Source organism: Aeromicrobium sp., from assembly GCF_037719875.1.
In the GTDB taxonomy this organism is placed as follows: Bacteria; Actinomycetota; Actinomycetes; order Propionibacteriales; family Nocardioidaceae; genus Aeromicrobium.
The window spans coordinates 75,325-99,057 of the sequence record NZ_JBBJMJ010000003.1 but is presented as its reverse complement, the minus strand read 5'-3'; the positions used below and the strand labels follow the sequence as shown (position 1 = coordinate 99,057).

The window sequence follows — 23,733 nt, the reverse complement described above, 5'->3', positions numbered from 1 at the left end:
GCTGCGGCGCGGTCAGCTGCGGAGCGACTTCTCGACGTCGGTCCAGCCCCGCGCCCGCGGCTTGAGCCGGACGTCCCCCAGCGTCGAGGTGAGGTCGGCGGCGCGCTGGTCGAGGCGGTTCGCCGCCTCGGCGCCGGTGTCCTGCAGCAGGCGGACCACGACCTCCCCGTCATCGCGCTGCGCCCAGCCGCCCACGATCTGACCATCGACCCAGGCCGTTGGCCCGGCGTTGCCGTTGATGTCGAACAGGCGCTCGCGGTGCGGCCCCAGCACGAAGTCCCGGTGCTTCCACCCCATGGCCGAGGGGTCGAGCGCCGGCAGGAGGGCCACCCACGGCTCAGGCGGATCGACCGGATCGACGTCGTCGGTCAGGAGCAGTCCAGGCTGTCCGGCGATCTCGACGTCCTCGACGCCAACGCCCTGGACCGCCGCGCGGGTGCGGGTCTTGGTCCAGCCGGTCCACCACTGCAGGTCGTCCAGCGTCGCGGGACCGTAAGCCCGCAGCCAACGCTCGGCGATCTCGGCGATGGCGGCGTCGAGATCGGGCATGCGGCCGATCTCGCACCACGAAACCGTCGACGCCCAACGGAACTGTGTCGACGTCCATCCGCCGCGGGGCCGCGTTCGTACGACGTGGCCCTCGGCCGAGAGCAAGGTCATGAGCCGGCTTGCGACGGTCGGAGTCGCGGTGTAGGCGCCGCTGCCCGTCTGCAACCGGGTGGCAAGGAGCGGATCAGCCTGTGCGAGCTCGGCGCTCGTGGTCTCACCCGCCACCTCGATCGCCTCCTTGGCGATGCGCTCGGCTCGCGCGAGCCACTTCTCGACGTCGTCTGCGACACCGGCCTCGGTCAGCATCTTGAGCAGGAGCTTGCGTTGCTGCCGGGCGACGGTGTCCGAGGCGCCGACCAGGCAGTGCGCAGCGAGGTCGAGCGGCACCGCGAAGACCGTGCGCCGCATCGACAGCACCCGGACCAGGCTGCGCTCGTCGTAGAGGGCTCGCTCGACATCGGCCGGTGTGGTGCCGGAGGTGCGGGCGAGTGCCGACAGGACCGTGGAGGCCGGATCTGTGCCGTGCAGGGCCACGACGGCTCGGGCGGCCTCGGTCACAGAGCTCGCGAGATGCGAGTCAGCGAGAGCATGCCGGCGACCCAGGCGGGCCCGGCGCTCAGCCTCGGTGATCGATCGCACGAGGACCAGTCTGCCGGTCGGCACCGTCAGAATCGGTGTGACCGAGCAGCTCGCCCCGCATCGACTGCACGGTTCGTTGCAGCTCGGTCGCCACGACGGCGACCGCGGGTCGCCGCGAGGCCTCCGGCCGGGTGACGAGCCAGTATTCCAGCGGGATCTCGATCTGTTCGGGCAGGAGTCGTATGAGATCTCGGTGGCGGTCGGCCATGAAGCTTGGCAGCAACCCCAGCCCGGCTCCGGCGCGGGTGGCCTCGACGTGGACGAACACGTTGGTCGAGGTGACGGCCTCGCGCATCGTCGGTACGAGGGTGCGGGCGATGTCCAGGTCGTCGACGTGCAGCATCGAGTCGATGAAGTAGACGAGCCCGTGACCCGTGACATCCTGCACCGACGAGGGCGCCTCGTGGGTCGCGAGATAGTCGGCAGATCCGTAGAGGCCCAGGACGTACGCTCCGAGGCAACCGGCCTCTGCCCGGTGCACCTGCGGCTTGCCGACGACGACCTCGATGTCGAGACCGGAGCGCTGCTGCATGGCCCGCCGAGTGGTCGCGACGATCTCGACGGTCAGGCCCGGGTGGCGCTGCCGGAGCCGTGCCGCGGCCGGGGCGGCGATGTAAGCGCTGAACCCATCGGTCGCAGAGAGCCGGACGACGTCGTCCAGGACGTGACTCGTGCCCGGCTCCGCCGTCAGCTCGCGGATGACGGCGTCGAGCTGCTCGGCAGCGCGCAGGGCCTCGTGGCCGAGCGGGGTGAGCTCCCAGCCGCCGGCCGCACGCGCGAGGACCCGGCCGCCGAGACTGCTCTCCAGCGCGCTGATGCGCCGCGAGACCGTCGTGTGGTTGAGTCCCAGAGCCTCGGCGGCCGTGGTGAAACGGCCACTTCTGCCCACCTCCAAGAGCACCAGGAGGTCATCGGCACTGGGCCGACCGGAGCGGGTCATACTGCATCTTTGCAGATGGGTGATGCGGTATTGGGCATTGCATGTGCATCGCCGCGCATTGATACTCGGAGGATCCGAACTGGGTGTGTGCTGGATCACAGAGCATCGCCCCATCTCACATGAGGGAGCACCCATGACGCCAGATTCCCAGGCAGCCCACACCGAGGCTGACGAGCCGAGCGGACTGAAGCGCATCGTGGCCGCCTCGATGGCTGGCGCCGTCGTCGAGTGGTACGAGTTCTTCCTCTACGGCACCGCAGCGGCACTCGTCTTCAGCAAGGTCTTCTTCCCAGCGGGTGGCAACCAGCTCGATGCGATCCTGGCGGCCTTCATCACGTACGCCGTCGGGTTCGCCGCGCGACCCATCGGCGGGATAGTCTTCGGCCACTTCGGTGACCGCTACGGGCGCAAGAAGCTGCTGCAGACGAGCCTGCTGATCATCGGCGTCGCGACCTTCGGCATGGGCTGCATCCCGACCTTCGACAGCATCGGTTATGCCGCGCCGGTCATCTTGGTGGTGCTTCGCTTCCTCCAGGGCTTCGCGATCGGCGGCGAGTGGGGTGGGGCGGCTCTCCTCGTGGCCGAGCACAGTCCTGACGACAAGCGGGGCTTCTGGGCGAGCTGGCCCCAGGCCGGCGTCCCGCTGGGCAACATGCTCGCGACGCTGGTCCTGCTGGCGCTGACGTCGACCCTGTCCGAGGAGGCATTCCTCAGCTGGGGGTGGCGCGTCGCGTTCTGGCTGTCGGCGGTCGTCGTGCTCGTCGGTTACTACATCCGCACCACGGTCACCGAGGCCCCGATCTTTCTCGAGACGCAAAAGGAGGTCGAGGCGAGCCAGGCCGTGGCCTATGGCGCGTTCGAGGTCGTCCGACGCTATCCCCGCGGCGTGCTCACCGCGATGGGCCTGCGGTTCGCCGAGAACGTCATGTACTACCTCGTCGTGACGTTCTCCATCGTCTATCTCTCGGTCGTGGTGGAGACCAACACGACCACGATCCTGAGACTCATGCTGTTCGCCCATCTCGTGCACTTCGCGGCGATTCCCTTGGTCGGCCGTCTGTCCGACACCGTCGGGCGGCGTCCGGTCTATGCGATCGGCGTGCTGCTGGCCGGCACCTGGGGCTTCTTCGCCTTCCCGATGATGGACACGGGCGACAACGTCACGATCCTCTTCGCGATCACCGCTGGTCTGCTCATCCACTCCTTCATGTATGCCGGACAGCCGGCGATCATGGCGGAGATGTTCCCCACCCGCATGCGCTACTCGGGTGTCTCACTGGGCTACCAGGTGACGTCGATCGTGGCGGGCTCGTTGGCGCCCATCATCGCTACCAAGCTCCTCAAGGAGTACGACTCGTCGGTGCCGGTCGCGTTCTACCTGCTCGGCTCGGCGGTCATCACGATGATCGCGGTGATCGCGCTGCGGGAGACCAAGGGCACGTCGTTGCACGACGTCGATCGTGCCGATGCGGACGCGTTCATCGCCAAGGTGCGTGCGTGAGCGGACTCGTCGGGCGGACCGCCCTCGTCACAGGTGGTGCCGGCGGGATCGGCGCGGCGGTCTCCCGAGAGCTCGCGACGCGGGGCGCGAGAGTCATCGTGGCCGACGTCGACGAAGTCGGTGCCAAGGAGCTGGCCGGTGAGATCGGGGGCGAGGCCTGGTCGGTCGACCTGACCGACACCGAGGCGCTGACGGGCCTCACCCTCGAGGTCGACATCCTGGTCAACAACGCCGGTCTGCAGCATGTCGCTGCGATCGAGGCCTTCGATCCGGCGATGTTCCACCGCATCCTGATGTTGATGGTCGAGGCGCCGTTCCTGCTCGTCCGGGCGGCCCTGCCGCACATGTACGCAGCAGGGTGGGGCCGCATCATCAACGTCTCCTCGGTGCACGGCGTCCGCGCGTCGCCGCACAAGGCGGCCTATGTCGCCTCGAAGCATGCGCTCGAAGGGCTGTCCAAGGTCATGGCGCTCGAGGGCGCTGAGCATGGCGTCACGAGCAACTGCGTCAACCCGGGCTATGTCCGCACGCCGCTGGTCGACGCCCAGATCGAGGCGCAGGCCCGGGAGACGCAGGTCGCGGAGGTCGATGTCGTCGAGGACGTGCTCCTGGCGGGCACCGCGATCAAGCGATTGGTCGAGCCGGCCGAGGTTGCGTCGTTGGTTGCCTACCTCGCCTCGGACGACGCGGCCATGATGACCGGTTCATCATCGATGATCGACGGCGGATGGAGCGCCAGCTAGCGCCGTGTGACCGAAGGCGCACGGCGGCCGGGGAATGTCGGCCCGGCAGAACGGCTTGAATGATCAGGTGACCACCCTCGAATCCCCGCGCGCCGCGAGCACCAAGCACCTGACGCTGGCTCTGCTCGCCCTGGCCCTCGGTGGGTTCGCAATCGGGACCACCGAGTTCATGACGATGGGGCTGCTCGAGGAGATAGCCGAGGGGATCGACCGCTCCAACGCGACGACCGGCCACATCATCACGGCGTATGCCTTCGGCGTCGTCGTGGGCGCACCGGTCATCGTGGCGCTCGGCGCCCGCCTGCCCAAGAAGGGTCTTGCGATCGGCCTGATCCTCGCGCTCGGCCTCGGCAACGCGATCACCGCGGTCGCGGACGGCTACCTCCCGGTCATGCTCGCGCGCTTCGTCGCGGGTCTGCCGCACGGTGCCTACTTCGGCGTCGCATCACTGCTGGCGGCCTCGCTCGTACGGCCGGAGTTCCGCGGTCGGGCGGTCAGCTCGGTCATGCTCGGCCTGTCCGTCGCCACGGTCGCCGGGGTTCCGGCCAGCACGATCCTGGGTCAGACCCTCGGCTGGCGCAGCGCCTATTGGGCCGTGCTCGTGATCGCGATCGCAGCGGCGCTCATGATCTTCGCCTTCGTGCCGCACTCACCGGCAAACACCGAAGCCTCCCTGCGCGGTGAGCTCTCCGCTCTCAAGCGACCGCAGGTGCTCTATGCAGTGGCGGCCGGCATGGTCGGCTTCGGCGGCCTCTTCGCGATGTACAGCTACATCGCGCCGATCGTGACCAAGGTCGCCGACATGTCCAGCTCCTGGATCTCGGTGTTCCTGCTCGCCTTCGGGCTCGGGTCGGTGCTCGGCTCCTGGGCTGCGGGGGTCCTCGCGGACTGGAATGTCGAGCGATCGATCCTGGGTGGCTTCGTGGCCACGATTGCGGTGCTTGTCGCGTTCTTCTTCGCCGCGCCGCACGTCGTGCCCGCGCTCGCGCTGGTGTTCGCGATCGGAGCCCTCGGGTCGGTCGTCGCGATCAACCTGCAGATCCGCCTGATGCACGCCGCCGGCGACGCCCAGATGCTCGGCGCTGCGCTCAACCACTCGGCGCTCAACATCGCCAACGGCCTGGGAGCGTGGCTCGGCTCGGTCGTCATCGCTTCAGGTCATGGCTATCGCGCGTCGAGCCTGGTCGGCGCCGCACTGGCCACGGCCGGCGTCGCGATCTTCGCGGCCGGGCTCCTGGCCGGGCGGCGTACGTCCGTCAGCGACTGAGCTCTTCGACTCCCGCCCGGGGGCGGAGCCACACGAGATCGCCCTCGTGCAGCTGAAGGGCCACCGCCTCGGAGCGGGTGACCACGACCTGGATCGGGTCGGGGTGCAGGACATCGTCCGGCGTGACCTCGAGCCGGATCTCGAAACCGACCCGGGTCCACCTCGTGATGCGGCCACGAGCGGTCGCGGCGTGCTCATAGCGCGTGATGTCGATGTCGTGCGGACGAATCAGGTGGTCCCCGAGCCTGGTGACGGGACCGAGGAATGACAGCACGAAGTCGCTGGCCGGCCGGTCATACAAGTCATCGGGTGACCCGATCTGCTCGATCCGACCGTCGTTGATCACGACCAGGCTGTCGGAGACCTCGAGTGCCTCCTCCTGGTCGTGCGTCACGAAGACCGTCGTCACGTGCACCTCGTCGTGGAGGCGGCGCAGCCAGTTACGCAGCTCCTTGCGGACCTTGGCGTCCAGCGCACCGAACGGCTCGTCGAGCAGCAGGACGCTCGGCTCGATCGCCAGGGCACGGGCCAGTGCCATGCGTTGACGCTGTCCGCCCGAGAGCTGCGCAGGAAGTCGGTGCGAGAACTGCTCGAGGTGGACGAGCCTCAGCAGCTCGTCGACCCGCCTCTTGACCTCGTCCTTGGGCTTCTTGCGGATCTCGAGGCCGAAGGCGACATTCTTGGCGACCGTCATGTGCTTGAACGCGGCATAGTGCTGGAACACGAAGCCGACGTTGCGCTTCTGTGCCGGCACATTGGTCGTGTCGTTGCCCTCGATCTCGATCGTTCCGCTGTCAGAGGTCTCGAGCCCGGCGATGATGCGCAGCAACGTCGACTTGCCGCCACCGCTCGGCCCCAGAAGGGCGGTCAGCTGACCGCTGGGGATGCTGAGGTTGATGTCCTCGAGCGCGACGAAGTCGCCGAAGTTCTTGTTGATCCCGCGGATCTCAATCCCCATCGGTGTCGTCCTTGGGTCGAAGGAAGGTCACCACGACGAGCGCCGCGACCGCGATCAGTGCGAGCAGGAACGACGTGGCATACGCCGACCCCTGCTCGAAGTCCTGGTACTTCTGCTCCACGACGAGGGTCGCGGTCTGGGTCTGCAGGGCTACGTTGCCCGACACGATCTTGACGGCCCCGAACTCACCGAGCGCGCGCGCGAGGCTCAGCACGACGCCGTATATCAGAGCCCACTTGATCGAGGGGAGCGTGATGCGCCGGAACGTCTGTGCGGGTCCGGCGCCAAGGCTACGGGCCGCCTGCTCCTGCTCGGTCCCGATCTCCTGCAGCACCGGGACGATCTCGCGGATCACCAGCGGGAGGCTGACGAATGCGGTCGCCATGATGATGCCGGGAGTCGCGAAAGCGACCTGGAGCCCGGCGGACTCCAGCGCCGGTCCGAAGGTGCCGTTGGTCCCGCCGTATGCGAGCAGCAGCGCGAGCCCGACGACGACGGGTGAGACCGACAGCGGCAGGTCGATCAGGGCCGAGAGGACGCCGCGGCCCGGGAAGTCATAGCGGACGAGCAGCAGCGAGATCCCAACGCCGAAGATCGTGTTGATCGCGACGGCCCAGAGGGCCACGATCACGGTCAGCTGGAGGGCGCCGGTGACCACAGGGTCGGACAACGCGGTCTGGAGGTTGCCCAGGCCGCCGTCGAAGGTCTTCTGCACCACGAGGGAGACGGGCCAGATGATCAGGAGGAACAGGTAGGTGATGACGAGGAGCCGTCGAAAGTACGTCCCAGCACCTCGAGAGGGACGCACCCCACCCTCGCCCGGCCCCCGCCTCAAGCCCTTGCCGAGCCTCTTTGTGGGCTCGGGTGACAACTTGAGGTTAACGGTGTCCTTCGTCGGTGAATCATCCACGCCTGGCCACCCACTTCGAGAGCACCTGCAGCAAGACGATGGCGGCGAGGGCGACGAGCAGCAGGATCGTTGCGACCGACGCTGCGGCCGCCTCGTTGCCGTTCTCGATGTAGGTCAGGATGCGCACAGACGCGACCTCGGTCTTGAGCGGAAGGTTGCCTGACAGCAGGACCAGGGAGCCGTACTCGCTGATGCCGCGGGCGAACGACAGCGCCGCGCCGGCCGTGATGGCAGGGGCGAGGCTCGGCAGGATGATCCGGCGAACCGTCGTGAACCGGCTGGCGCCGAGTGAGCGTGCTGCCTCTTCGACGTCCTTGTCGAGCTCCATCAGGACCGGTTGAACCGTACGCACGACGAACGGGAGCGTCACGAACAGCAGCGCGAGGAAGACCGACCGCTCGGTGTTGGCGACATTGACCCCCAGAGGGCTGTCGGGGCCGTAGAGGCTCAGCAGGACGAGACCCGCGACGATGGTCGGCAGCGCGAACGGGATGTCGATCACGACCTCCAGCAGGCGCTTGCCCGGGAAGTCGTCTCGAACCAGGACCCACGCGATGAGGGTCCCCATCACGACGTTGATCGCGGTGACGATCAGTGCCTGGGTGACGGTCAGGCGCAGGGCTGCGGCGGTCTGCGGGTTGGTGAGGGTCTGGCGGAACGTCTCCCATCCGCCATCGATCGACTGGATCACGACGAGCGACAACGGGATCAGGACGAGCAGGCTGAACCACGTCAGGGCGATGCCGAGCCCGAGGCCCGACGATCTGGTCAGAGAGGTCGCCGAACGGGGGCGGCGCTTGCGCGCAGCCCCCGTCGGCGAGTTCAGATCAAGCGTCACGACTTGCCGGACTCCGCGATGATCTTGGTGATGATGCCGTTGTTCTCGTCGAAGAACTTCGTGTTGGCCGCTTCCCAGCCACCGAAGTCGCCGTCGATCGTGAACAGCTTGCCGGGCTCCGGAAACGGGTCGGCCGGGTCGTTGGCGCCCTTGATCTCTCCGACCTCGACACCTTCGACCGATTCGAGCGGTCGGAAGCCCTTGGAGGCGTAGACCTCCTGGCCCTCCTTGGTCAGGACGAAGTCCAGGAAGGCCTTCGCCTTGGGGCTGGCCTTGGTCGTGACTGCTGCCGGGTTCTCGATCTTCAGCGTGTCGTCGGGGACGATGTAGTCGATCTCCTCACCGCTCTGACGGGCAAGGATCGCCTCGTTCTCATACGAGATGAGCACATCGCCGGTGCCGCCCTGGAACGCCGTGGTCGCGTCGCGTCCGCTGCCCGGCAACGCCTTGACGTTGGCAAAGACCTGGGTGAGGAATGCCTGGGCGTCATCATCGCTGCCGCCTCCGGCGATGACGTGCTGCCAGGCGGCGAGGATGTTCCAGCGCGCCGAGCCCGATGAGCCCGGGTTGGGCGTCACGACACCGACGCCGGGCTTGGCGAGATCGTCCCAACCCTGGATGTTCTTGGGGTTGCCCTTGCGCACGACCAGGACGACGACCGAGTCGGTCACGATGCCCTTGTTGTCGCCGGCGTTCCAGTCCTTCGACACCAGGCCCGCGTCCACCAGGCGGGTGACGTCGGGGGCCAGCGAGAAGTGGACGTAGTCGGCCTTGAGCCCGCCCTCGACCGCACGGCTCTGGTCGCCGGATGCGCCGTAGGACTCCCTCCATGTCGTGCCCTTGCCGGCGTCGGTCTGGGCGTATGCGGCCTGGGCGGCGTTGTTGCCGGCCTTGGGGACGGCGAAACCCACGAGCGAGAGCTGGTCGTCAGGATCTCCGCTCGCGCCCCCGCCGCAGGCGGTCAGCAGGACGGCGCTCGTGGCGAGCGCGACGGCCGTGGCCACGCGGTTTCGGGTGAAGATGTTCATGTTCCTACCTCAGGTCCAGGGCACGCCATCATGCATGCTCCGGGCTCCAAACTAGGAGGGATTTCGGACCTGATTCGCAGATCTCAGGATATGAGATCTTGCGCCGCATGTTGAGATTCTGTGGATTGGAGCTGGCGGGGAGCGATCTCTATCTCGCGGACCCCACGGGGTGTCTGAGCCCTCGCGTAGCCTAGGAGTGGGCGCCTACGGCTTGTGGAAACAACTGCCATTGCACGAAGAATCGTCGCTCAATCGCTTGCCACGGGAGCCATTGACTGGTTGAATAGAACGTATGTTCGAGTCGTCATTGATCGCAGTGGTGCAGGCGATGGATGCGTTGCGGCTCGACGCGTATGAGGCGATGGGCTCAGCTGAGCAGATCGCTGCGTGCGAAACGCTGGCCCGGTTGGAAGCGCGGATCAAGGCTCACCAGCTGGCCGCGGCAGGAGCGGCGGATCGGTCGAAGGCCGCAGCTACGGTCGGTGCGACATCGACCGGTGCGATGCTGGCCAACTCCTTCGGTGGTGATGTCGGTGCGGCGGCCCGGCTGCTCAAGCAGGCCAAACGGCTTGAGGCGGTCTCGGCGACTCAGGAGGCTTTGGCCCGCGGTGAGGTGTCCCTGGGTCAGGCCGAGCTGATCGCCGACAAGATCAAGAACCTGCCGGGCGACCCGACCCCGGCCCAACGTGAGGGTTGCGAGGCACGATTGCTCGACGACGCCACCACGATGTCACTCAAGGGCCTGTCCCGAAGAGCCGACAGAATTTCGGAGACGTTCGCGCCCGAAGACGTTGATGCCCACGAGAACGAGATCCTCCTCAGCCGTGAGCAGCAGGCCATCAAGGACTCCTACTTCTGGATGGCCGACCGCCGCAACGGCACCTACAAGGGTGAGTTCGTGATCCCCGAAGCCCAGGGCGAGATGCTCAAGAACTGCCTCGAGGCCCTCAACGCCCCTCAGGTGAAGAAGGCCGAGGATGACCCGGCGCTGGCGGTGCTGGATGAGCGGCCCACCTATGGCCAGCAGATGGCAGTGGCTTTCATGACCCTGATCGAGCACATACCGGGCGACCGACTCCCCGATGTCGCTGGTGTCGGAGTGACGGTGACCGTCAACATCGACCTGTTGAGCCTGATCGACGGCATCAAGGCAGGGACCCTGTCCACCGGGTGCCGCATCTCCGCGACGGAGGCCCGGCGCATGGCGTGCGAGCAGGGCCTGCTGCCGATGGTGTTCAACGGCAAGCCGCTTCCACTGGACTGCGGACGCGAGAAGCGGCTGTTCACCCGCGCCCAACGCAGGGCTGTCGAACGACGCGACCGGGGCTGCACCTTCCCCGGCTGCGACCGACCACCCTCGTGGTGCGTCGGGCACCACGCTCGCACCCGCTGGGCCGAAGGTGGGCCCACCAACCTCGAAGACATCGTCCTGATCTGTCCCCACCACCACCGGGTCGTCCACGCCCAGGACTGGGAGATCTGGTTCGCCGAAGACGGCCTACCCGAATACATCCCACCCACCACGATCGACCGCGCCCGAAAGCCCATCCGCAACACCCGCTTCCGCACCGACACCGCCGCCTGAACCCACACGGCAGAAGTCTGCCCTCAGGCAAACACCACGGTCCGCGGTCCGTTCATCAGGACCCGCGACTCGGCGTGCAGCCGGACGGCGCGCGACAGGGTCTGGGACTCGACATCGCGACCCACCCGGGCCAGGTCGGCGGCCGTCATGCGGTGATCGACCCGCAACACGCCCTGATCGATGATCGGACCCTCGTCGAGGGCGCCCGTGACGTAATGGGCGGTGGCGCCGATGAGCTTGACCCCGCGATCGTGGGCCTGTTGATAGGGCCGGGCGCCCTTGAAGCTCGGCAAGAAGCTGTGGTGGATGTTGATCGCCCGGCCCTGGAGCGCCCGGCAGGTCTCGTCGGACAGGATCTGCATGTAGCGGGCCAGCACCACGAGGTCGACCTCGAGCTCGTCGACCAGGGCGAGCAGCCGGGCCTCGGCCTCGGGCTTGTCGACCACCGGCACGTGGTGGAACGGCACGTCGTATGCCGTGGCGAGCCGCTCGAGCTCCCGGTGGTTGGACACGATTGCCGGGATCTGGATGTTGAGGGCGCCGGTGCTCTGCCGATAGAGCAGGTCGTTGAGGCAGTGGCCTTCCCTGGACACCATGACGAGCGTCCGCAAAGGCGTCTCGGCGACGACCAGCCGGTATGCCATGCGGTGCTGCTCGGCGAGCCCCGCGAACTGACGACTCAGCTCGCCCGCAGATCGCCCGTCGGGGATCGTGAAGTGCACACGGAGGAAGAACTCGTCGTCGCTGGTGTCAGAGAACTGTTGGCTGTCGAGGATGTTGCCGCCAGCCTCGGCGATCCAGCGGGTCACGGCATAGACGAGTCCCGGCCGGTCAGGACACGACAGGGTCAGGATGTTGGTCGACGGCACCTGCCCAGCCTACGGAAGGCTTGACTCCGGGATGGGAGCCGCCGCAGCGGTGCGCCCGTGCCCAGCGTGGGACGGCTTGGCGAGGAACAGCACCAGGACGAAGCCGATCACGAAGGCGAAGACCGGGAGCAGCAGCGCCTGCGACATCGCATCGGAGAACGGGCCCTGGACGACCTCAGGCATCGACGCACCCGAGGACTCGCCCGCCCCCGATGACCCGCCGAGACCATTGGACCTGAGCCGCGACTCGATGAGAGCCGCAATTGCCGCGCTGCCCAGCACCGCGCCGATCTGACGTGTCGTGTTGTAGACGCCGGCGCCGGACCCGGCGGCGGTGATTGGCAGGTTGCGGGTCGCGGTCGCGCCGAGCGGCGCCCACAAGCACGCGTTGGAGACGCCGAAGAGCGCCATCGGCAGAGTCAGCTGCCACACCGGGGTGTCCGGTGTGATGAGCCGCGACAGCCAGAACATCGCGATCGCCGCGGTGCTGAAGCCGACCAGGGTGATGTTGCGGGGGTGGACCCGATCGACGAGCTTGCCGACGAACGGCGACAGGATCATCAGGACGATAGCCATGGGTGCCATCAGCAGCGCGGACTCGGTGGGGCTCCACCCGCGGACGCCCTGTGCGTAGAAGAAGAACGGCAGTGACATCGCCGTGATGGCCAGGGACACCATCGCGATGCCGCCGTTGCCGATCGAGAAGTTGCGATCGCGGAACAGGCCGAGCGGCACGAGCGGCTCGGTCCTGATGCGGCCCTGCCACCAGATGAACGCCGCGAAGACCAGGACGCCGGCGCCGATCAGCAGCGGGACGCTGAGGATGCCGGAGATCTGGCCCCACTCATACTTCTCACCCTCCTGGATGCCGAACACGACCAGGAACACTCCGACGCCGCTCAGCGCGACACCGATCCAGTCGAAGCTGTGGCTGTGGGTCGGCAGCGTGGGCACCAGCCGCCAGGCCAGGACGAAGCCGATGACACCGATCGGGATGTTGACGAAGAAGATCCACTCCCAGCCGAGGCTGTCGACGAGCACTCCGCCGAGGATCGGTCCGACGAGGGTCGCGACCCCTGCGGTCGCACCCCACAGCGCCATGGCGCTGCCACGGTTGGCCGGTGCGAATGTGCGGGTGATGACCGCCATGGTCTGCGGCGTCATCAGCGAGGCGCCGACGCCCTGCACGACCCGCGCGACGATCAGCATCTCGATGCTGCCGGTGAGCCCGCACCAGAGTGAGGCGAGGGTGAAGATCGCCAGACCGACCAGATAGGTGTTCTTGGGTCCGAAGCGGTCGCCGAGTCGGCCGGTCACCAGGAGCGGCACGGCATAGGCCAGCAGATAGGCGCTCGTCACCCAGATGACGTTGTTGTAGTCGGTGTCGAGCTCTCGCTGGATCACCGGCGTCGCGACCGACACGATCGTGTTGTCGACCAGGATCATGAAGAATCCGATGACCATCGCCCACAGCGCGGGCCAGGGCTTGTAGTCCTCAGTCAGGCCGGACGTCGAGGCCGAAGTGGTTGCCATGACCCCATTCTGGACCCCGGCGCCGACAGAACGTCCGCTGGTCCTAGTCGCGGACGGGACGCAGGAGCTCGTAGCCGAGCAGGTCGTCGAACGACCCGTCGCCCAGGCGTTCGGCGGCGCGCTGCGTGCCGTAGTGGGAGTAACCAGCGGCGCGGGCGATCGCGTTGCTGGCCGGATTGTCGGCCGCGGCATAGAGCACGACCCTGCGGCGATCCAATCCGTCGGGGTCGAGCGCGTGCCGGACGATCATCTGCGTCGCCTCGGTCATGATTCCGCGTCCGCGTGCGGCCGGATGCATCCAGTAACCGATCTCGCCGGAGGTCGGATTGATTCCGAGCATGTCCATGACCGCGATGTTGCCGAGCAGCTCGTCGGTATGTCGGTCGGCGATGGCCCATGTCGCCTTGGCACCGATCGCCGCCTGCCAGATGCAGTCGGCGACATAGCTGCGAGCGATCGCGGGCGGTGTAGGGATGGGGGAGCCCGGACAGGAAGTGCCGGGAAACCGGGTCGCTGCAGGCCTCGACAAGGCGGGGTATGTCAGCCTCGGCGAAGGGACGCAGGCAGAGACGCTCCGACTGGAGCACCGTGGACTCGGCCCACGGGATGCGGGGCACCGGGCTGTCGCCGAACCGGATCGACCCGGTCCAGGCGTCCAGGACATGTCCGCGCTCGTGCAGGATCCCCGGGATGAGGCCGTGCAGGGCGAAACCGGTCTGATGGGCGACCCGGAGCGAGGCCTCGTTGCCGACATGGCTGCGCCAGTGGACGATCTCGACGCCGCCCTCGCTGAGTGCCCAGTCGACCGCGAGACGTACGGCCCGCGCCATCAGCCCACGACCACGGGCCCACGGGTGCAGCGCGAAGCCGATGTCGGCGATCGGTGAGCTGCGCACATCGATGTTGCCGGCGAACCGGGCGGTGCCGTCGTCGTCGACCGCCTCGATGGCCCAGCCGCGATGGGTGCCGTCGTCCCAACCCCGCGGGAGGATCGTGAACGCGAACTGCTCGCTCATGTTGCGGTGGTGCGGTGTCGGTATCGCGGTCCACCGGATCATCTCCGGGTCGACGGCCATCTCGAACAACGCGTCGACATCTCCCGGCACGTGCGCGCGGAGCGTGACGACGCCGTCGCTGAGCACCGGGACGTTGAGCGGCCACTTCATCGCGGGGTGCGTCATGGAGCGAGCGAGCGGAGCGGGTCGGCCGGGTACACCCCGAGAATCTTGACCTCGGTCGTGAAGAACGCGAGCTCCTCGAGGGCCCTCGCCAGGGGGATGTCGTCGGGATGCCCGTCGACCTCGGCGAGGAACTGGGTCGCGGTGAACCACCCGTCGACCATGTAGCTCTCGAGCTTGGTCATGTTGACGCCGTTGGTCGCGAAGCCGCCGAGCGCCTTGTAGAGCGCAGCCGGGAGGTTGCGGACGTTGAAGATGAAGCTCGTGACGGTCGGGCCGTTGCCGGCCGGCGCCCGGACGGGCTCGCGGGACAACACGACGAAGCGGGTCGTGTTGTGGTCCTCGTCCTCGATGTCTTCGGCCAGGATGTCGAGGCCATAGATCTCCGCAGCGAGCGGCGGGGAGATCGCGGCCTGGCTGGGGTCGCCGGCGTCGGCGACCTCTCGTGCGGCACCGGCGGTGTCACCGGAGATCATGGGGGTGAGCCCGTGTCGCTTGATGATCTTGCGGCACTGGCCAAGGGCGTGCACGTGGCTGTGCACGGTCCTGATCGTCTCGAGGCTCGATCCGGGCACGCCGAGCAGGCTGAACTGGATCCGCAAGAAGTGCTCGGCGATGATGTGCAGCCCCGACGTGGGCAGAAAATGATGGATGTCGGCCACGCGTCCGGCGATCGAGTTGTCGATCGGGATCATCGCGAGCTCGGCGTCACCATTGGCGACGATCGCAAAGACCTCCTCGAACGAGGCGCAGGGCAACGTCTCCCAGTCGGGGTAGTGCTCCTTGGCGACGATGTGGGAGTTCGCGCCGGGCTCACCTTGGTAGGCGATCCGGGATGGCTTGGTCACGGACCTAGGTTCTCACGCTCGTGCCCGCGATCGCTGGCGCGTGGCAACCCGTCGTCCCTTGACCTTTACCGGTCTGCCCAGGTGTCGCTCACTGCGTAGTGATTGTCGAACTCAACGGAGCACGCGGCGAGATCGCTGGCATCCGCCTCGCCGGTGTGTACACGCCCGAGCAGGCGGTAGTAGTCGAACCGGCGCATGCCTGGCGTGAAGGTGACCAGGACATCGGCCTCCTTGCCCGCAGGCGGAGCAAACGCGTGAGTCACGCCGGGTGGGACCAGCAGGAAATCACCCTTGGCGAGGTCGATCACGGTGTCGTCGACGAGGACCTGGAGCTCGCCGTCCAGCACGAAGAAGCTCTCGGCGGCGCGGCTGTGGGAGTGTGGCGGCGCACCGGGTGAGCCGACGGCGAGTGTGGCCCGATTGATCGTCACCGCGCCCCCGGTCTCGGGAGCATCAGCCAGCAGGGTGATCAAGCTGGTCGGCCCGTCGACGACGGATTCGGCCTGGTCAGCGCGGACGAGTACTGGTGAGGCGTTCATGCTGTTCTCCTGTGATTGAGGCTAGCCGGCATTGGAGCTAGCCGGCATTGAGGAAGTGGTTCAGGGTCGCGTCGCGGGTGTGGGGGTACGCCTTCTCGACGTCGGTCCTGATGTCCGCGATGGTTTGCTGCGCCAAGCTCGAGCGCCATGCCAGGTCGGCCTTGCGCATCGCACCGGAGAGGACGCACGTGTGGCGGTAGTCGACCTCGTCGGAGCCGCCCGGACCGTGTCGCAGGACCTGGTCGCAACGGAAGATGTCCTCCCGACCCTCGATGGCCACGACGATGTCGAGCAAGGTGATGTCGTCGATGGTCCTGGCGAGACGAAACCCGCCCCGAGGTCCCGAGGTCGATGAGAGGATGCCGGCCCGGGTCAATGCCTGGAGCTGCTTGTTCATGTACGCGGTCGGCAGCTGGTAGAACGCAGCCAGCTTCCGGGCGGTAACGGCCTCATCGCCGACCCAGGACAGGTTGAGGCAGCTGTGCAGTGCCCACTCGACGCCCTCGCTCATCTTCATATTGTGGACACTATATGTCCAGGATATGTCCTGGCAAGCCATCGAGACCTGCGGAGGTGTCAGTCCACCACGTGGGCGCCGTCAGCAGCACGTACGACGAAGGTCTCCGGCTCGCGCCACTGGTGGGCGGCATAGCGAGCCTCGACCCGCTCGCGCACGCGGGCGACCTGGTCGACCGGGACCAGCGCGATGGCGCTGCCGCCGAACCCACCACCGGTCATGCGGGCGCCGAGTGCGCCGGCCTCGAGCGCCGCCTCGACCGCGACATCGAGCTCGGGACAGCTGACTTGGAAGTCGTCGCGCAGGGACGCGTGCGATGCGGTGAGGATCGTCCCGAGCTGGGTCCAGGCGCGCCGGTTCATGGCGTTGACGGCGCCGCGCACCCGTGCAGTCTCGGTGAGGACGTGCCGGGTCCGGGCCTTCAGCGTCTCGTCGGTCAGGCGGACCGTGGCGTCGAGGGTGGCTTGGGCGAGCCACTCGAGTCCGAGCTCGGCAGCGGCCTGCTCGCACTCGTCGCGGCGCGCCGCATATTCGCCGTCGGCCAGCGAGTGGTGCGCCCGGGTGTTGATGACCAGCAGGGTCAGCCCGTCCACGGACCACGTCACCGGTACGCCCTGGGTCGTCGGCGGCGATGCCGCGGTGTCCAGCAGGACGGCGTGGTCGGCCTCGCCGCACAGCACCGCGAGCTGGTCCATGATGCCGACCGGGGCGCCGGCGAAGTCATTCTCGGATCGCTGGGCGAGCTGGGCCAGGTCGGTGAGCCCCAGGCCGAAGCCATGCAGATCGTTGAGTGCTGCGGCGATCCCGCAGGTCAGCGCCGCGGACGAGGAGAGTCCCGCACCTGAGGGCAGCCGTGACTCCACGACCAGGTCGGCACCGCCGAACCGGTGGCCGGCCTCCATCAGGCTCCACACGATCCCGGCCGCATACACGGCCCACCCGCCGAGGTCGCCGGGCTGGACGGTCGTGGCGAACGAGACCTTCGCCGAGTCAGGCAGGTCCGACCACAGGTTGACGACACCGTCCTCACGAGCCCTCACCTTGATCGTCAGGGAGCGGTCGATTGCGATCGGCAGCACCGGCCCGCCGTTGTAGTCCAGGTGCTCACCGATCAGATTGACCCGTCCGGGCACGTCCCACCGGCGTATGTCGTCCACGGTCCGACCCTATCGACGTGGCCTTGCGAATGACGATCGGTCGTCGGCTGGCACAATGCCGTCCATGCCTGCTGACCACCGACCTCGAGTGCTGTCAGGAGCCCAACCGACAGCCGACTCCTACCACCTCGGCAACTACTTCGGTGCATTCAAGCAATGGGTCGCGCTCCAGGACGACTTCGAGGCGTTCTACTTCATCCCGGACCTGCACGCGATCACGGTCGACTATGACCCGGGGCTCCTGCGTGAACGCACCTACATCGCGGCCGCGCAGCTCCTCGCGGCCGGTGTCGACCCCGAGCGCAGCGCGTTGTTCGCCCAGAGCCACGTGCCGGAGCACGCCCAGCTGGCCTGGGTCCTCAGCGGCATCACGGGCTTCGGCGAGGCCGGCCGCATGACCCAGTTCAAGGACAAGTCCGCCAAGGGTGGCTCGGACTCGGCGAGCGTCGGACTGTTCACCTATCCGATCCTGATGGCCGCCGACATCTTGATCTACCAGGCCGACCGGGTCCCCGTCGGCGAGGACCAGCGGCAGCACGTCGAGCTGACCCGCAACCTCGCCCAGCGGTTCAACCACCGCTTCGGCGAGACCTTCACGGTGCCCGAGGCGCACATCGTCAAGGCGACCGCCAAGATATATGACCTGCAGGATCCGACCTCCAAGATGAGCGGGTCGGCGGCGTCGCACGCCGGCGTGGTCGACCTGACGGACACGCGCAAGCAGGCCGCCAAGAAGATCCGGTCGGCGATGACCGACTCCGGCAGCGAGGTGCATTTCGACGTCGTCGACAAGCCTGGCATCTCCAACCTCCTGTCGATCTACTCCGCGTTGACCGACCGGCCGATCGCCGAGATCGAAAAGGAGTTCGCGGGCCAGCAGTACGGCCATTTCAAGGTCGCCCTGGGTGACCTGGTCGCCGATTTCGTGGGAGCGTTCGGTGACCGGACCCGTGAGCTGCTCGACGATCGGGCCGAGCTCGATCGCGTCCTGGCCCGCGGCGCCGACAAGGCAAGAGAGGTGGCGAGCGTGACGCTCGACCTCGTCTATGACCGCTCCGGTTTCGTACGGCCCGCGGCGCGATGAGCGGCATGACCCCGCTGACGATCGGCATCGCGATCCCGGTGCCTGAGCCCTACGGTTCGCAGCTGCGCGAGATGCGTGCGGGTTTCGGTGATCCGATGGCCGAGACCGTGCCGAGTCACGTCACGTTGATACCGCCAGTTGAGTATGCGACCGGGGATCTCGACGCGGTCTGCGTGGCGCTGGAGCGCGCAGCCGCCAAGCTGCCGCCGTTTCCGATGCGGTTGCGCGGGACCGGAACGTTCCGCCCGGTGTCTCCGGTCGTGTTCATCGCCGTGAGCCAGGGCATCTCCTACACCGAGATGCTGGCCCAGTGCGTCCGACGGGCGCTGGGCGCCTCCGAGCCGGAGTTCCCGTTCCACCCGCACGTCACGATCGCGCACAATCTCGACGACGCGAGCCTCGATCAGGCATACGAAGAGCTCAGCTCGTTCGAGTGCCAGTTCGCGGTCAACGAGTTCGCGCTCTATCACCACCTCGATGGTGCGGGCTGGGTGCCGCAGCGGAGCTTTCCCCTCGGTCGGTAGGCCCTGGTCTCAGACGATCCCGAGATCGTCCGACACCATCGTGGTGAGGTGCTTCAACAGCTCGGTCTTGAACGCGCGGGCAGCCAGGGGGAGTGCCTCGGTGCTGCGATGGGCCAGGGCGATGGTCCGCTCCAGGGGCGGGTCGACGAGCTGCGTCGCCCGCAGCTGGGGTCGGGTCGACAGCACCATGCTCGGCACCACGGCGTGGCCGAGCCCGGCCTGCACGAATCGCAGGACGGCACTCATCTCGCCTCCTTCGACCGCGAGCCGCGGTTCGAATCCTGCGTCGGCACAGGCGCGAAGGGTGACTTCACGCAGGTCATAACCCTCACGGAACATCACGAGGGGCAGCTCGCGCAGCTCTCGGATCCCCATGCGGGATGGCATGTCCGAGTCGGCGGGGCTGGCCAGGACCAGACGCTCACGCAGGATCGGGGTGGTCTCGAGATCGGGGTCGGCGTTGTGCAGGGGCACGATGAGCAGGGCGACATCGAGTCGGCCGTCGGCCAGCTCCCGGGTCAACACGCGTGAACCGGCTTCCTGCACCTCCAGCTCGATCTCGGGATATGCGGCGTGGAACTCGGTCAGCGCCTCGGGGAGCAGTCCTTCGCACAGAGAGGGCGTCGCTCCCATCCGGACCCGTCCGCGACGCAGGTTGGCGACCTCGTGGACCGTGCGCTCCGCGCTCTCGGTGTCGATGAGGATGCGCTGGGCGTGCGGTAGGAGGGCCTCGCCGGCACTGGTGAGCTCGATCGCCCCGCGGTTGCGTACGAACAGGGGCGTGCCGAGCGAGTTCTCCAGCACCCGGATCTGCTTGGACAGGCTCGGTTGGGAGACCCCGGTCAGCTCGGCTGCCCGGGTGAAGTGGCGGGTGCGGGCGACGGCCACGAAGTAGGCGAGCTGCTGGATCTGCACGAGCGTCACGATAGTTGATGGCTATGAAAGGCGACCTCACTATGACTTGGCGGATAGGAGGTGTCGCCCTAGTGTGTGACGGTGGCCACACTCCGAACCACCAACGGCGCCGGTCGCGCCGCGATTGCCGCCCGAACGCTCCGCACGGATCGCTGGTGGATCCCGCCGCTGGCGACCGCCGTGGGTCTGCTCGCCTGGATTGCCTACGCGACCGTCCGTGTCTTCATGCAGAAGGACTACTTCGTCGGTGACTATCACTACCTGACACCGTTCTACTCTCCGTGCATCTCCAACGGGTGCGTGCCCGAGGCAGCCCACTTCGGCACCTTCCTGCCAGATGTCTGGTTCTTGCCGTACGCCGCCCTGACGCTGCCATTCCTGCTGCTGTTCCGCTTCACGTGTTACTACTACCGCAAGGCCTACTACCGGGCATTCTGGTTCTCGCCCCCCGCCTGCGCCGTGGCCGAGCCACACTCCACCTACAGCGGTGAGACCCGGTTCCCGCTGATCGGCCAGAACCTCCACCGCTACTTCTTCTACGCCGCGGTGCTGATATCGCTGATCAACACGTACGACGCGGTGGTCGCGTTCGAGACCGGCACCGGAGAGTTCGGCCTCGGCCTCGGCAACCTGGTGCTGCTGGCCAACGTCATCGCCCTGTGGGCCTACACGGCGTCGTGCCACTCGTGCCGCAGCATCATCGGCGGCCGTCTCAACAACTTCTCCGAGCACCCGGTGCGCTACAAGCTCTGGGGCTGGGTCAGCCGGCTCAACGGCTCGCACATGCAGCTCGCCTGGCTGACGCTCGGCACCCTGGCGCTGACCGACTTCTACATCATGGCCGTCTCAGCCGGTTGGTTCTCCGACCCGCGCTTCATCAACTGACGAGGAAAAGTGACTGAATGACGCAGATCGAGCGACTGTCCTATGACGTCATCGTCATCGGCGCGGGCGGTGCCGGCCTGAGGGCCGCGATCGAGGCGCGCGAGCAGGGCATGAAGACCGCGATCATCAGCAAGTCCTTGTTCGGCAAGGCCCACACCGTGATGGCTGAGGGTGGCTGTGCGGCGTCGATGGGCAATGTCAACGACAAGGACAACTGGATGGTCCACTTCGGCGACACGATGCGAGGTGGCAAGTTCCTCAACAACTGGCGCATGGCCGAGCTCCACGCCAAGGAGGCGCCGGACCGGGTGTGGGAGCTGGAGAGCTACGGCGCCCTGTTCGACCGCACGCCCGACGGCAAGATCAGTCAGCGCAACTTCGGCGGGCACACCTACCCGCGGCTCGCCCACGTCGGCGACCGCACGGGACTCGAGCTGATCCGCACGCTCCAGCAGAAGATCGTGTCGCTGCAGCAGGAGGACCACGACAGCACAGGTGACTATGAGGCCAACCTCAAGGTCTTCGCCGAGTGCACCGTGACGGATCTGACCAAGGACGGCGACCGGATCTCCGGCGCCCTGGCCTACTGGCGCGAGTCGGGCCGGCACATCGTGTTCGAGGCGCCGGCGATCATCCTGGCGACCGGCGGCATCGGCAAGTCCTACAAGGTCACCAGCAACTCGTGGGAGTACACCGGCGACGGGCACGCTCTCGCACTGCGGGCCGGTGCCGCACTGATCAACATGGAGTTCCTGCAGTTCCACCCGACCGGCATGGTCTGGCCGCCCTCGGTCAAGGGGATCCTCGTCACCGAGTCCGTACGCGGTGATGGTGGGGTGCTGACCAACTCCGAGGGCAAGCGCTTCATGTTCGACTACATCCCGGACGTCTTCAAGTCTCAGTACGCGACGACCGAGGAGGAGGGCGACCGTTGGTACACCGATGCGGACAACAACCGGCGTCCGCCCGAGCTGCTGCCCCGCGACGAGGTCGCCCGGGCGATCAACTCCGAGGTCAAGGCCGGCCGGGGGAGTCCGCACGGTGGCGTCTACCTCGATGTCTCGAGCCGGCTCAAGGCCGAGGTCATCATCAAGAAGCTCCCGTCGATGCACCACCAGTTCAAGGAGCTCGCAGACGTCGACATCACGAAGGAGCCGATGGAGGTCGGTCCGACGTGTCACTACGTCATGGGCGGCGTCGAGGTTGAGCCGGACACCGGCGCGGCCTCGGTGCCGGGCCTCTTCGCGGCCGGCGAGTGCTCGGGCGGCATGCACGGGTCCAACCGCCTCGGTGGCAACTCCTTGTCGGACCTCCTGGTGTTCGGACGCCGGGCGGGGTCCGGCGCCGCGGCATACCTCGAATCCCTCGGTGCCGACCGACCGAAGATCAGTGAAGAGGACGTGCAGGTGGCCGCCCGCAGATCGGTCGCGGCCTTCGGTGACGGCGGCGAGGAGGGTGCGGAGAACCCCTACACGCTGCATCAGGAGCTCCAGCAGACCATGAACGATCTCGTCGGGATCATCCGCAAGGACGATGAGATCCGGCAGGCACTCGACAAGCTCGAGGGGCTGAAGGCCCGGGGCGAGCAGGTCATCGTCGAGGGGCACCGTCAGTTCAACCCCGGCTGGCACCTCGCGCTCGACCTGCGCAACATGCTGCTGGTCAGCGAGTGCGTCGCCAAGGCAGCGATCCTGCGCACCGAGAGCCGTGGCGGACACACCCGCGATGACCATCCGAAGATGGACGCCGACTGGCGGCACATCCTCCTGGTCTGCACGCTCGCTGACGACGGCACGATCGATGTCCGCCGCCAGGAGCAGATCCCGGTGCGCGACGACCTGTTCGACCTGTTCGAGAGCGATGAGCTGGGCAAGTACTTCACCACCGAAGAGCTTTCCGGAAGGATCTAGATGGGCAACCAGGAGCACTTCCGCGTATGGCGGGGAGACGACGAGAGCGGTGACTTCGTCGACTACGACGTCGAGGTCAACGAGGGTGAGGTCGTGCTCGACATCATCCACCGCATCCAGGCGACGCAGGCGCCGGATCTCGCAGTCCGCTGGAACTGCAAGGCCGGCAAGTGTGGCTCGTGCAGCGCCGAGATCAACGGGAGGCCGCGCCTGCTGTGCATGACCCGGATGTCGACGCTGCCACCGGGCGAGCCGATCGTCGTGACCCCCATGCGTGCGTTCCCGGTCATCCGCGACCTCGTCACCGATGTGTCGTTCAACTACGACAAGGCCCGCGAGGTGCGGGCGTTCGTCCCGCCCAAGGGGCTCGAGCCCGGGGACTACCGCATGCAGCAGGTCGACGTCGAGCGCTCCCAGGAGTTCCGCAAGTGCATCGAGTGCTTCCTGTGCCAGGACACGTGCCACGTGCTCCGCGACCACGAGGAGAACAAGCCGGCGTTTGCCGGGCCACGGTTCCTGATGCGCGTGGCCGAGCTCGACATGCACCCGCTCGACGCCGCTGCCGAGGAGGGTCGCAACCGCAAGGAGGCCGCGCAGGACGAGCACGGGCTGGGCTACTGCAACATCACCAAGTGCTGCACAGACGTCTGCCCCGAGCACATCAAGATCACCGACAACGCGCTGATCCCGCTCAAGGAGCGCGTCGTGGACCTCAAGTTCGACCCGATGATCCGCCGGCGCAAGCGGACGGGCAAGGGCTGACCGTCTGGGCATCGCGGATACGGTTGCCATAGCCGGTGGCTATGAACTGTTACC

At 67.2% G+C, this 23,733-nt stretch carries 24 protein-coding genes; 10 read left to right on the top strand and 14 right to left on the bottom strand.

The features are described from left to right. Positions 1 to 12: 12 nt before the first annotated feature. Positions 13 to 1,188 (bottom strand): winged helix DNA-binding domain-containing protein, encoded by a 1,176-nt coding sequence (locus WKF39_RS05215; RefSeq protein ID WP_340386174.1) that lies wholly within the window; start codon positions 1,186 to 1,188, stop codon positions 13 to 15. Then, on the bottom strand, positions 1,166 to 2,128 hold the full coding sequence (locus WKF39_RS05210; protein ID WP_340386173.1) for a LysR family transcriptional regulator: 963 nt from the start codon (positions 2,126 to 2,128) through the stop codon (positions 1,166 to 1,168). Before WKF39_RS05210 ends, WKF39_RS05215 begins: the two co-directional genes overlap by 23 nt. 133 nt (positions 2,129 to 2,261) lie before the next feature. Here WKF39_RS05210 and WKF39_RS05205 point away from each other — a divergent pair, with 133 nt between their 5' ends. The 3 genes from WKF39_RS05205 (at position 2,262) to WKF39_RS05195 (ending at position 5,639) form a co-directional block, all read left to right on the top strand. Next, positions 2,262 to 3,629 (top strand): MFS transporter, encoded by a 1,368-nt coding sequence (locus WKF39_RS05205; RefSeq protein ID WP_340386172.1) that lies wholly within the window; start codon positions 2,262 to 2,264, stop codon positions 3,627 to 3,629. Further along, the gene (locus WKF39_RS05200) at positions 3,626 to 4,372 is read left to right on the top strand and encodes a 3-hydroxybutyrate dehydrogenase (protein ID WP_340386171.1); all 747 of its coding nucleotides are present in this window, start codon (positions 3,626 to 3,628) and stop codon (positions 4,370 to 4,372) included. The genes WKF39_RS05205 and WKF39_RS05200 overlap by 4 nt, the downstream gene beginning before the upstream one ends. Before the next feature lie 67 nt (positions 4,373 to 4,439). Continuing rightward, positions 4,440 to 5,639: an MFS transporter gene (locus WKF39_RS05195; RefSeq protein WP_340386170.1), complete on the top strand. Its 1,200-nt coding sequence runs from the start codon at positions 4,440 to 4,442 to the stop codon at positions 5,637 to 5,639. Here the strand turns inward: WKF39_RS05195 and WKF39_RS05190 are convergent. From WKF39_RS05190 to WKF39_RS05175, 4 genes are all read right to left on the bottom strand, one after another. Beyond that, on the bottom strand, positions 5,629 to 6,597 hold the full coding sequence (locus tag WKF39_RS05190) for a sulfate ABC transporter ATP-binding protein (RefSeq protein ID WP_340386169.1): 969 nt from the start codon (positions 6,595 to 6,597) through the stop codon (positions 5,629 to 5,631). The genes WKF39_RS05195 and WKF39_RS05190 overlap by 11 nt on opposite strands. Continuing rightward, on the bottom strand, positions 6,587 to 7,405 hold the full coding sequence (locus tag WKF39_RS05185; protein ID WP_340386168.1) for a sulfate ABC transporter permease subunit: 819 nt from the start codon (positions 7,403 to 7,405) through the stop codon (positions 6,587 to 6,589). The genes WKF39_RS05190 and WKF39_RS05185 overlap by 11 nt, the downstream gene beginning before the upstream one ends. Before the next feature lie 94 nt (positions 7,406 to 7,499). Continuing rightward, positions 7,500 to 8,345, bottom strand: a complete 846-nt coding sequence (gene cysT, locus WKF39_RS05180; RefSeq protein ID WP_340386167.1) for a sulfate ABC transporter permease subunit CysT — start codon at positions 8,343 to 8,345, stop codon at positions 7,500 to 7,502. Next, a complete protein-coding gene (locus WKF39_RS05175; RefSeq protein ID WP_340386166.1) occupies positions 8,342 to 9,373 on the bottom strand; it encodes a sulfate ABC transporter substrate-binding protein in 1,032 nt (343 codons plus the stop codon). The genes cysT and WKF39_RS05175 overlap by 4 nt, the downstream gene beginning before the upstream one ends. Before the next feature lie 292 nt (positions 9,374 to 9,665). Between WKF39_RS05175 and WKF39_RS05170 the strand changes: the two genes are divergently transcribed. Continuing rightward, positions 9,666 to 10,958 carry a DUF222 domain-containing protein gene (locus tag WKF39_RS05170; protein WP_340386165.1) on the top strand — a complete coding sequence of 431 codons (1,293 nt, stop codon included), beginning with the start codon at positions 9,666 to 9,668 and terminating at the stop codon, positions 10,956 to 10,958. Positions 10,959 to 10,981: 23 nt separating this feature from the next. On the opposite strand, the gene purU is transcribed toward WKF39_RS05170, so the two are convergent. Genes purU through WKF39_RS05155 form a run of 3 tightly spaced genes read right to left on the bottom strand, consistent with a single transcriptional unit; the run spans position 10,982 to position 13,889 of the window. Further along, positions 10,982 to 11,827, bottom strand: a complete 846-nt coding sequence (purU, locus tag WKF39_RS05165) for a formyltetrahydrofolate deformylase (RefSeq protein WP_340386164.1) — start codon at positions 11,825 to 11,827, stop codon at positions 10,982 to 10,984. Between the two features lie 9 nt (positions 11,828 to 11,836). Next, the gene (locus WKF39_RS05160; protein ID WP_340386163.1) at positions 11,837 to 13,360 is read right to left on the bottom strand and encodes a DHA2 family efflux MFS transporter permease subunit; all 1,524 of its coding nucleotides are present in this window, start codon (positions 13,358 to 13,360) and stop codon (positions 11,837 to 11,839) included. 43 nt (positions 13,361 to 13,403) lie between these two features. Beyond that, a complete protein-coding gene (locus tag WKF39_RS05155) occupies positions 13,404 to 13,889 on the bottom strand; it encodes a GNAT family protein (RefSeq protein WP_340386162.1) in 486 nt (161 codons plus the stop codon). A 133-nt stretch (positions 13,890 to 14,022) separates the two neighbouring features. On the opposite strand from WKF39_RS05155, the gene WKF39_RS05150 reads away from it, so the two are divergent. Beyond that, on the top strand, positions 14,023 to 14,247 hold the full coding sequence (locus WKF39_RS05150; protein ID WP_340386161.1) for a hypothetical protein: 225 nt from the start codon (positions 14,023 to 14,025) through the stop codon (positions 14,245 to 14,247). Between the two features lie 290 nt (positions 14,248 to 14,537). Here the strand turns inward: WKF39_RS05150 and WKF39_RS05145 are convergent, their stop codons facing one another. From WKF39_RS05145 to galK, 4 genes are all read right to left on the bottom strand, one after another. Then, a complete protein-coding gene (locus WKF39_RS05145; protein ID WP_340386160.1) occupies positions 14,538 to 15,386 on the bottom strand; it encodes a prephenate dehydratase in 849 nt (282 codons plus the stop codon). A gap of 65 nt (positions 15,387 to 15,451) precedes the next feature. Further along, entirely contained in the window at positions 15,452 to 15,925 is a 474-nt protein-coding gene (locus tag WKF39_RS05140) for a cupin domain-containing protein (RefSeq protein WP_340386159.1), read from the bottom strand. Positions 15,926 to 15,962: 37 nt separating this feature from the next. Next, on the bottom strand, positions 15,963 to 16,436 hold the full coding sequence (locus tag WKF39_RS05135; protein WP_340386158.1) for an Rrf2 family transcriptional regulator: 474 nt from the start codon (positions 16,434 to 16,436) through the stop codon (positions 15,963 to 15,965). Positions 16,437 to 16,501: 65 nt separating this feature from the next. Then, positions 16,502 to 17,599, bottom strand: coding sequence for a galactokinase (gene galK / locus WKF39_RS05130; protein WP_340386157.1), 1,098 nt, complete (start codon positions 17,597 to 17,599; stop codon positions 16,502 to 16,504). A gap of 55 nt (positions 17,600 to 17,654) precedes the next feature. On the opposite strand from galK, the gene trpS reads away from it, so the two are divergent. Both trpS and WKF39_RS05120 read left to right on the top strand, forming a co-directional pair. Further along, positions 17,655 to 18,683 (top strand): tryptophan--tRNA ligase, encoded by a 1,029-nt coding sequence (gene trpS / locus WKF39_RS05125; protein ID WP_340386156.1) that lies wholly within the window; start codon positions 17,655 to 17,657, stop codon positions 18,681 to 18,683. Between the two features lie 5 nt (positions 18,684 to 18,688). Continuing rightward, the gene (locus tag WKF39_RS05120; RefSeq protein WP_340386155.1) at positions 18,689 to 19,207 is read left to right on the top strand and encodes a 2'-5' RNA ligase family protein; all 519 of its coding nucleotides are present in this window, start codon (positions 18,689 to 18,691) and stop codon (positions 19,205 to 19,207) included. 9 nt (positions 19,208 to 19,216) lie between these two features. Here the strand turns inward: WKF39_RS05120 and WKF39_RS05115 are convergent, their stop codons facing one another. Continuing rightward, positions 19,217 to 20,122: a LysR substrate-binding domain-containing protein gene (locus tag WKF39_RS05115; RefSeq protein WP_340386154.1), complete on the bottom strand. Its 906-nt coding sequence runs from the start codon at positions 20,120 to 20,122 to the stop codon at positions 19,217 to 19,219. An 81-nt stretch (positions 20,123 to 20,203) separates the two neighbouring features. Here WKF39_RS05115 and WKF39_RS05110 point away from each other — a divergent pair, with 81 nt between their 5' ends. From WKF39_RS05110 to WKF39_RS05100, 3 genes are read left to right on the top strand one after another with little or no spacing between them, the layout of a single operon-like run. Beyond that, positions 20,204 to 21,007, top strand: a complete 804-nt coding sequence (locus WKF39_RS05110; protein WP_340386153.1) for a hypothetical protein — start codon at positions 20,204 to 20,206, stop codon at positions 21,005 to 21,007. 17 nt (positions 21,008 to 21,024) lie between these two features. Beyond that, positions 21,025 to 22,917, top strand: a complete 1,893-nt coding sequence (locus WKF39_RS05105) for a fumarate reductase/succinate dehydrogenase flavoprotein subunit (RefSeq protein WP_340386152.1) — start codon at positions 21,025 to 21,027, stop codon at positions 22,915 to 22,917. Then, positions 22,918 to 23,679: a succinate dehydrogenase/fumarate reductase iron-sulfur subunit gene (locus WKF39_RS05100; RefSeq protein ID WP_340386151.1), complete on the top strand. Its 762-nt coding sequence runs from the start codon at positions 22,918 to 22,920 to the stop codon at positions 23,677 to 23,679. It begins immediately after the preceding gene. The last annotated feature ends 54 nt before the right edge of the window (positions 23,680 to 23,733 follow it).

Excerpts from the sequence above, each read along its gene's own strand:
- WKF39_RS05210 (WP_340386173.1), bottom strand. The coding sequence starts at position 2,128 with ATGACCCGCTCCGGTCGGCCCAGTGCCGATGACCTCCTGGTGCTCTTG.
- WKF39_RS05205 (WP_340386172.1), top strand. The coding sequence starts at position 2,262 with ATGACGCCAGATTCCCAGGCAGCCCACACCGAGGCTGACGAGCCGAGC.
- WKF39_RS05190 (WP_340386169.1), bottom strand. The coding sequence starts at position 6,597 with ATGGGGATTGAGATCCGCGGGATCAACAAGAACTTCGGCGACTTCGTC.
- WKF39_RS05175 (WP_340386166.1), bottom strand. The coding sequence starts at position 9,373 with ATGAACATCTTCACCCGAAACCGCGTGGCCACGGCCGTCGCGCTCGCC.
- WKF39_RS05170 (WP_340386165.1), top strand. The coding sequence starts at position 9,666 with ATGTTCGAGTCGTCATTGATCGCAGTGGTGCAGGCGATGGATGCGTTG.
- WKF39_RS05160 (WP_340386163.1), bottom strand. The coding sequence starts at position 13,360 with ATGGCAACCACTTCGGCCTCGACGTCCGGCCTGACTGAGGACTACAAG.
- WKF39_RS05150 (WP_340386161.1), top strand. The coding sequence starts at position 14,023 with ATGTCCGCGCTCGTGCAGGATCCCCGGGATGAGGCCGTGCAGGGCGAA.
- WKF39_RS05140 (WP_340386159.1), bottom strand. The coding sequence starts at position 15,925 with ATGAACGCCTCACCAGTACTCGTCCGCGCTGACCAGGCCGAATCCGTC.
- WKF39_RS05135 (WP_340386158.1), bottom strand. The coding sequence starts at position 16,436 with ATGAGCGAGGGCGTCGAGTGGGCACTGCACAGCTGCCTCAACCTGTCC.
- trpS (WP_340386156.1), top strand. The coding sequence starts at position 17,655 with ATGCCGTCCATGCCTGCTGACCACCGACCTCGAGTGCTGTCAGGAGCC.
- WKF39_RS05120 (WP_340386155.1), top strand. The coding sequence starts at position 18,689 with ATGACCCCGCTGACGATCGGCATCGCGATCCCGGTGCCTGAGCCCTAC.
- WKF39_RS05105 (WP_340386152.1), top strand. The coding sequence starts at position 21,025 with ATGACGCAGATCGAGCGACTGTCCTATGACGTCATCGTCATCGGCGCG.
- WKF39_RS05100 (WP_340386151.1), top strand. The coding sequence starts at position 22,918 with ATGGGCAACCAGGAGCACTTCCGCGTATGGCGGGGAGACGACGAGAGC.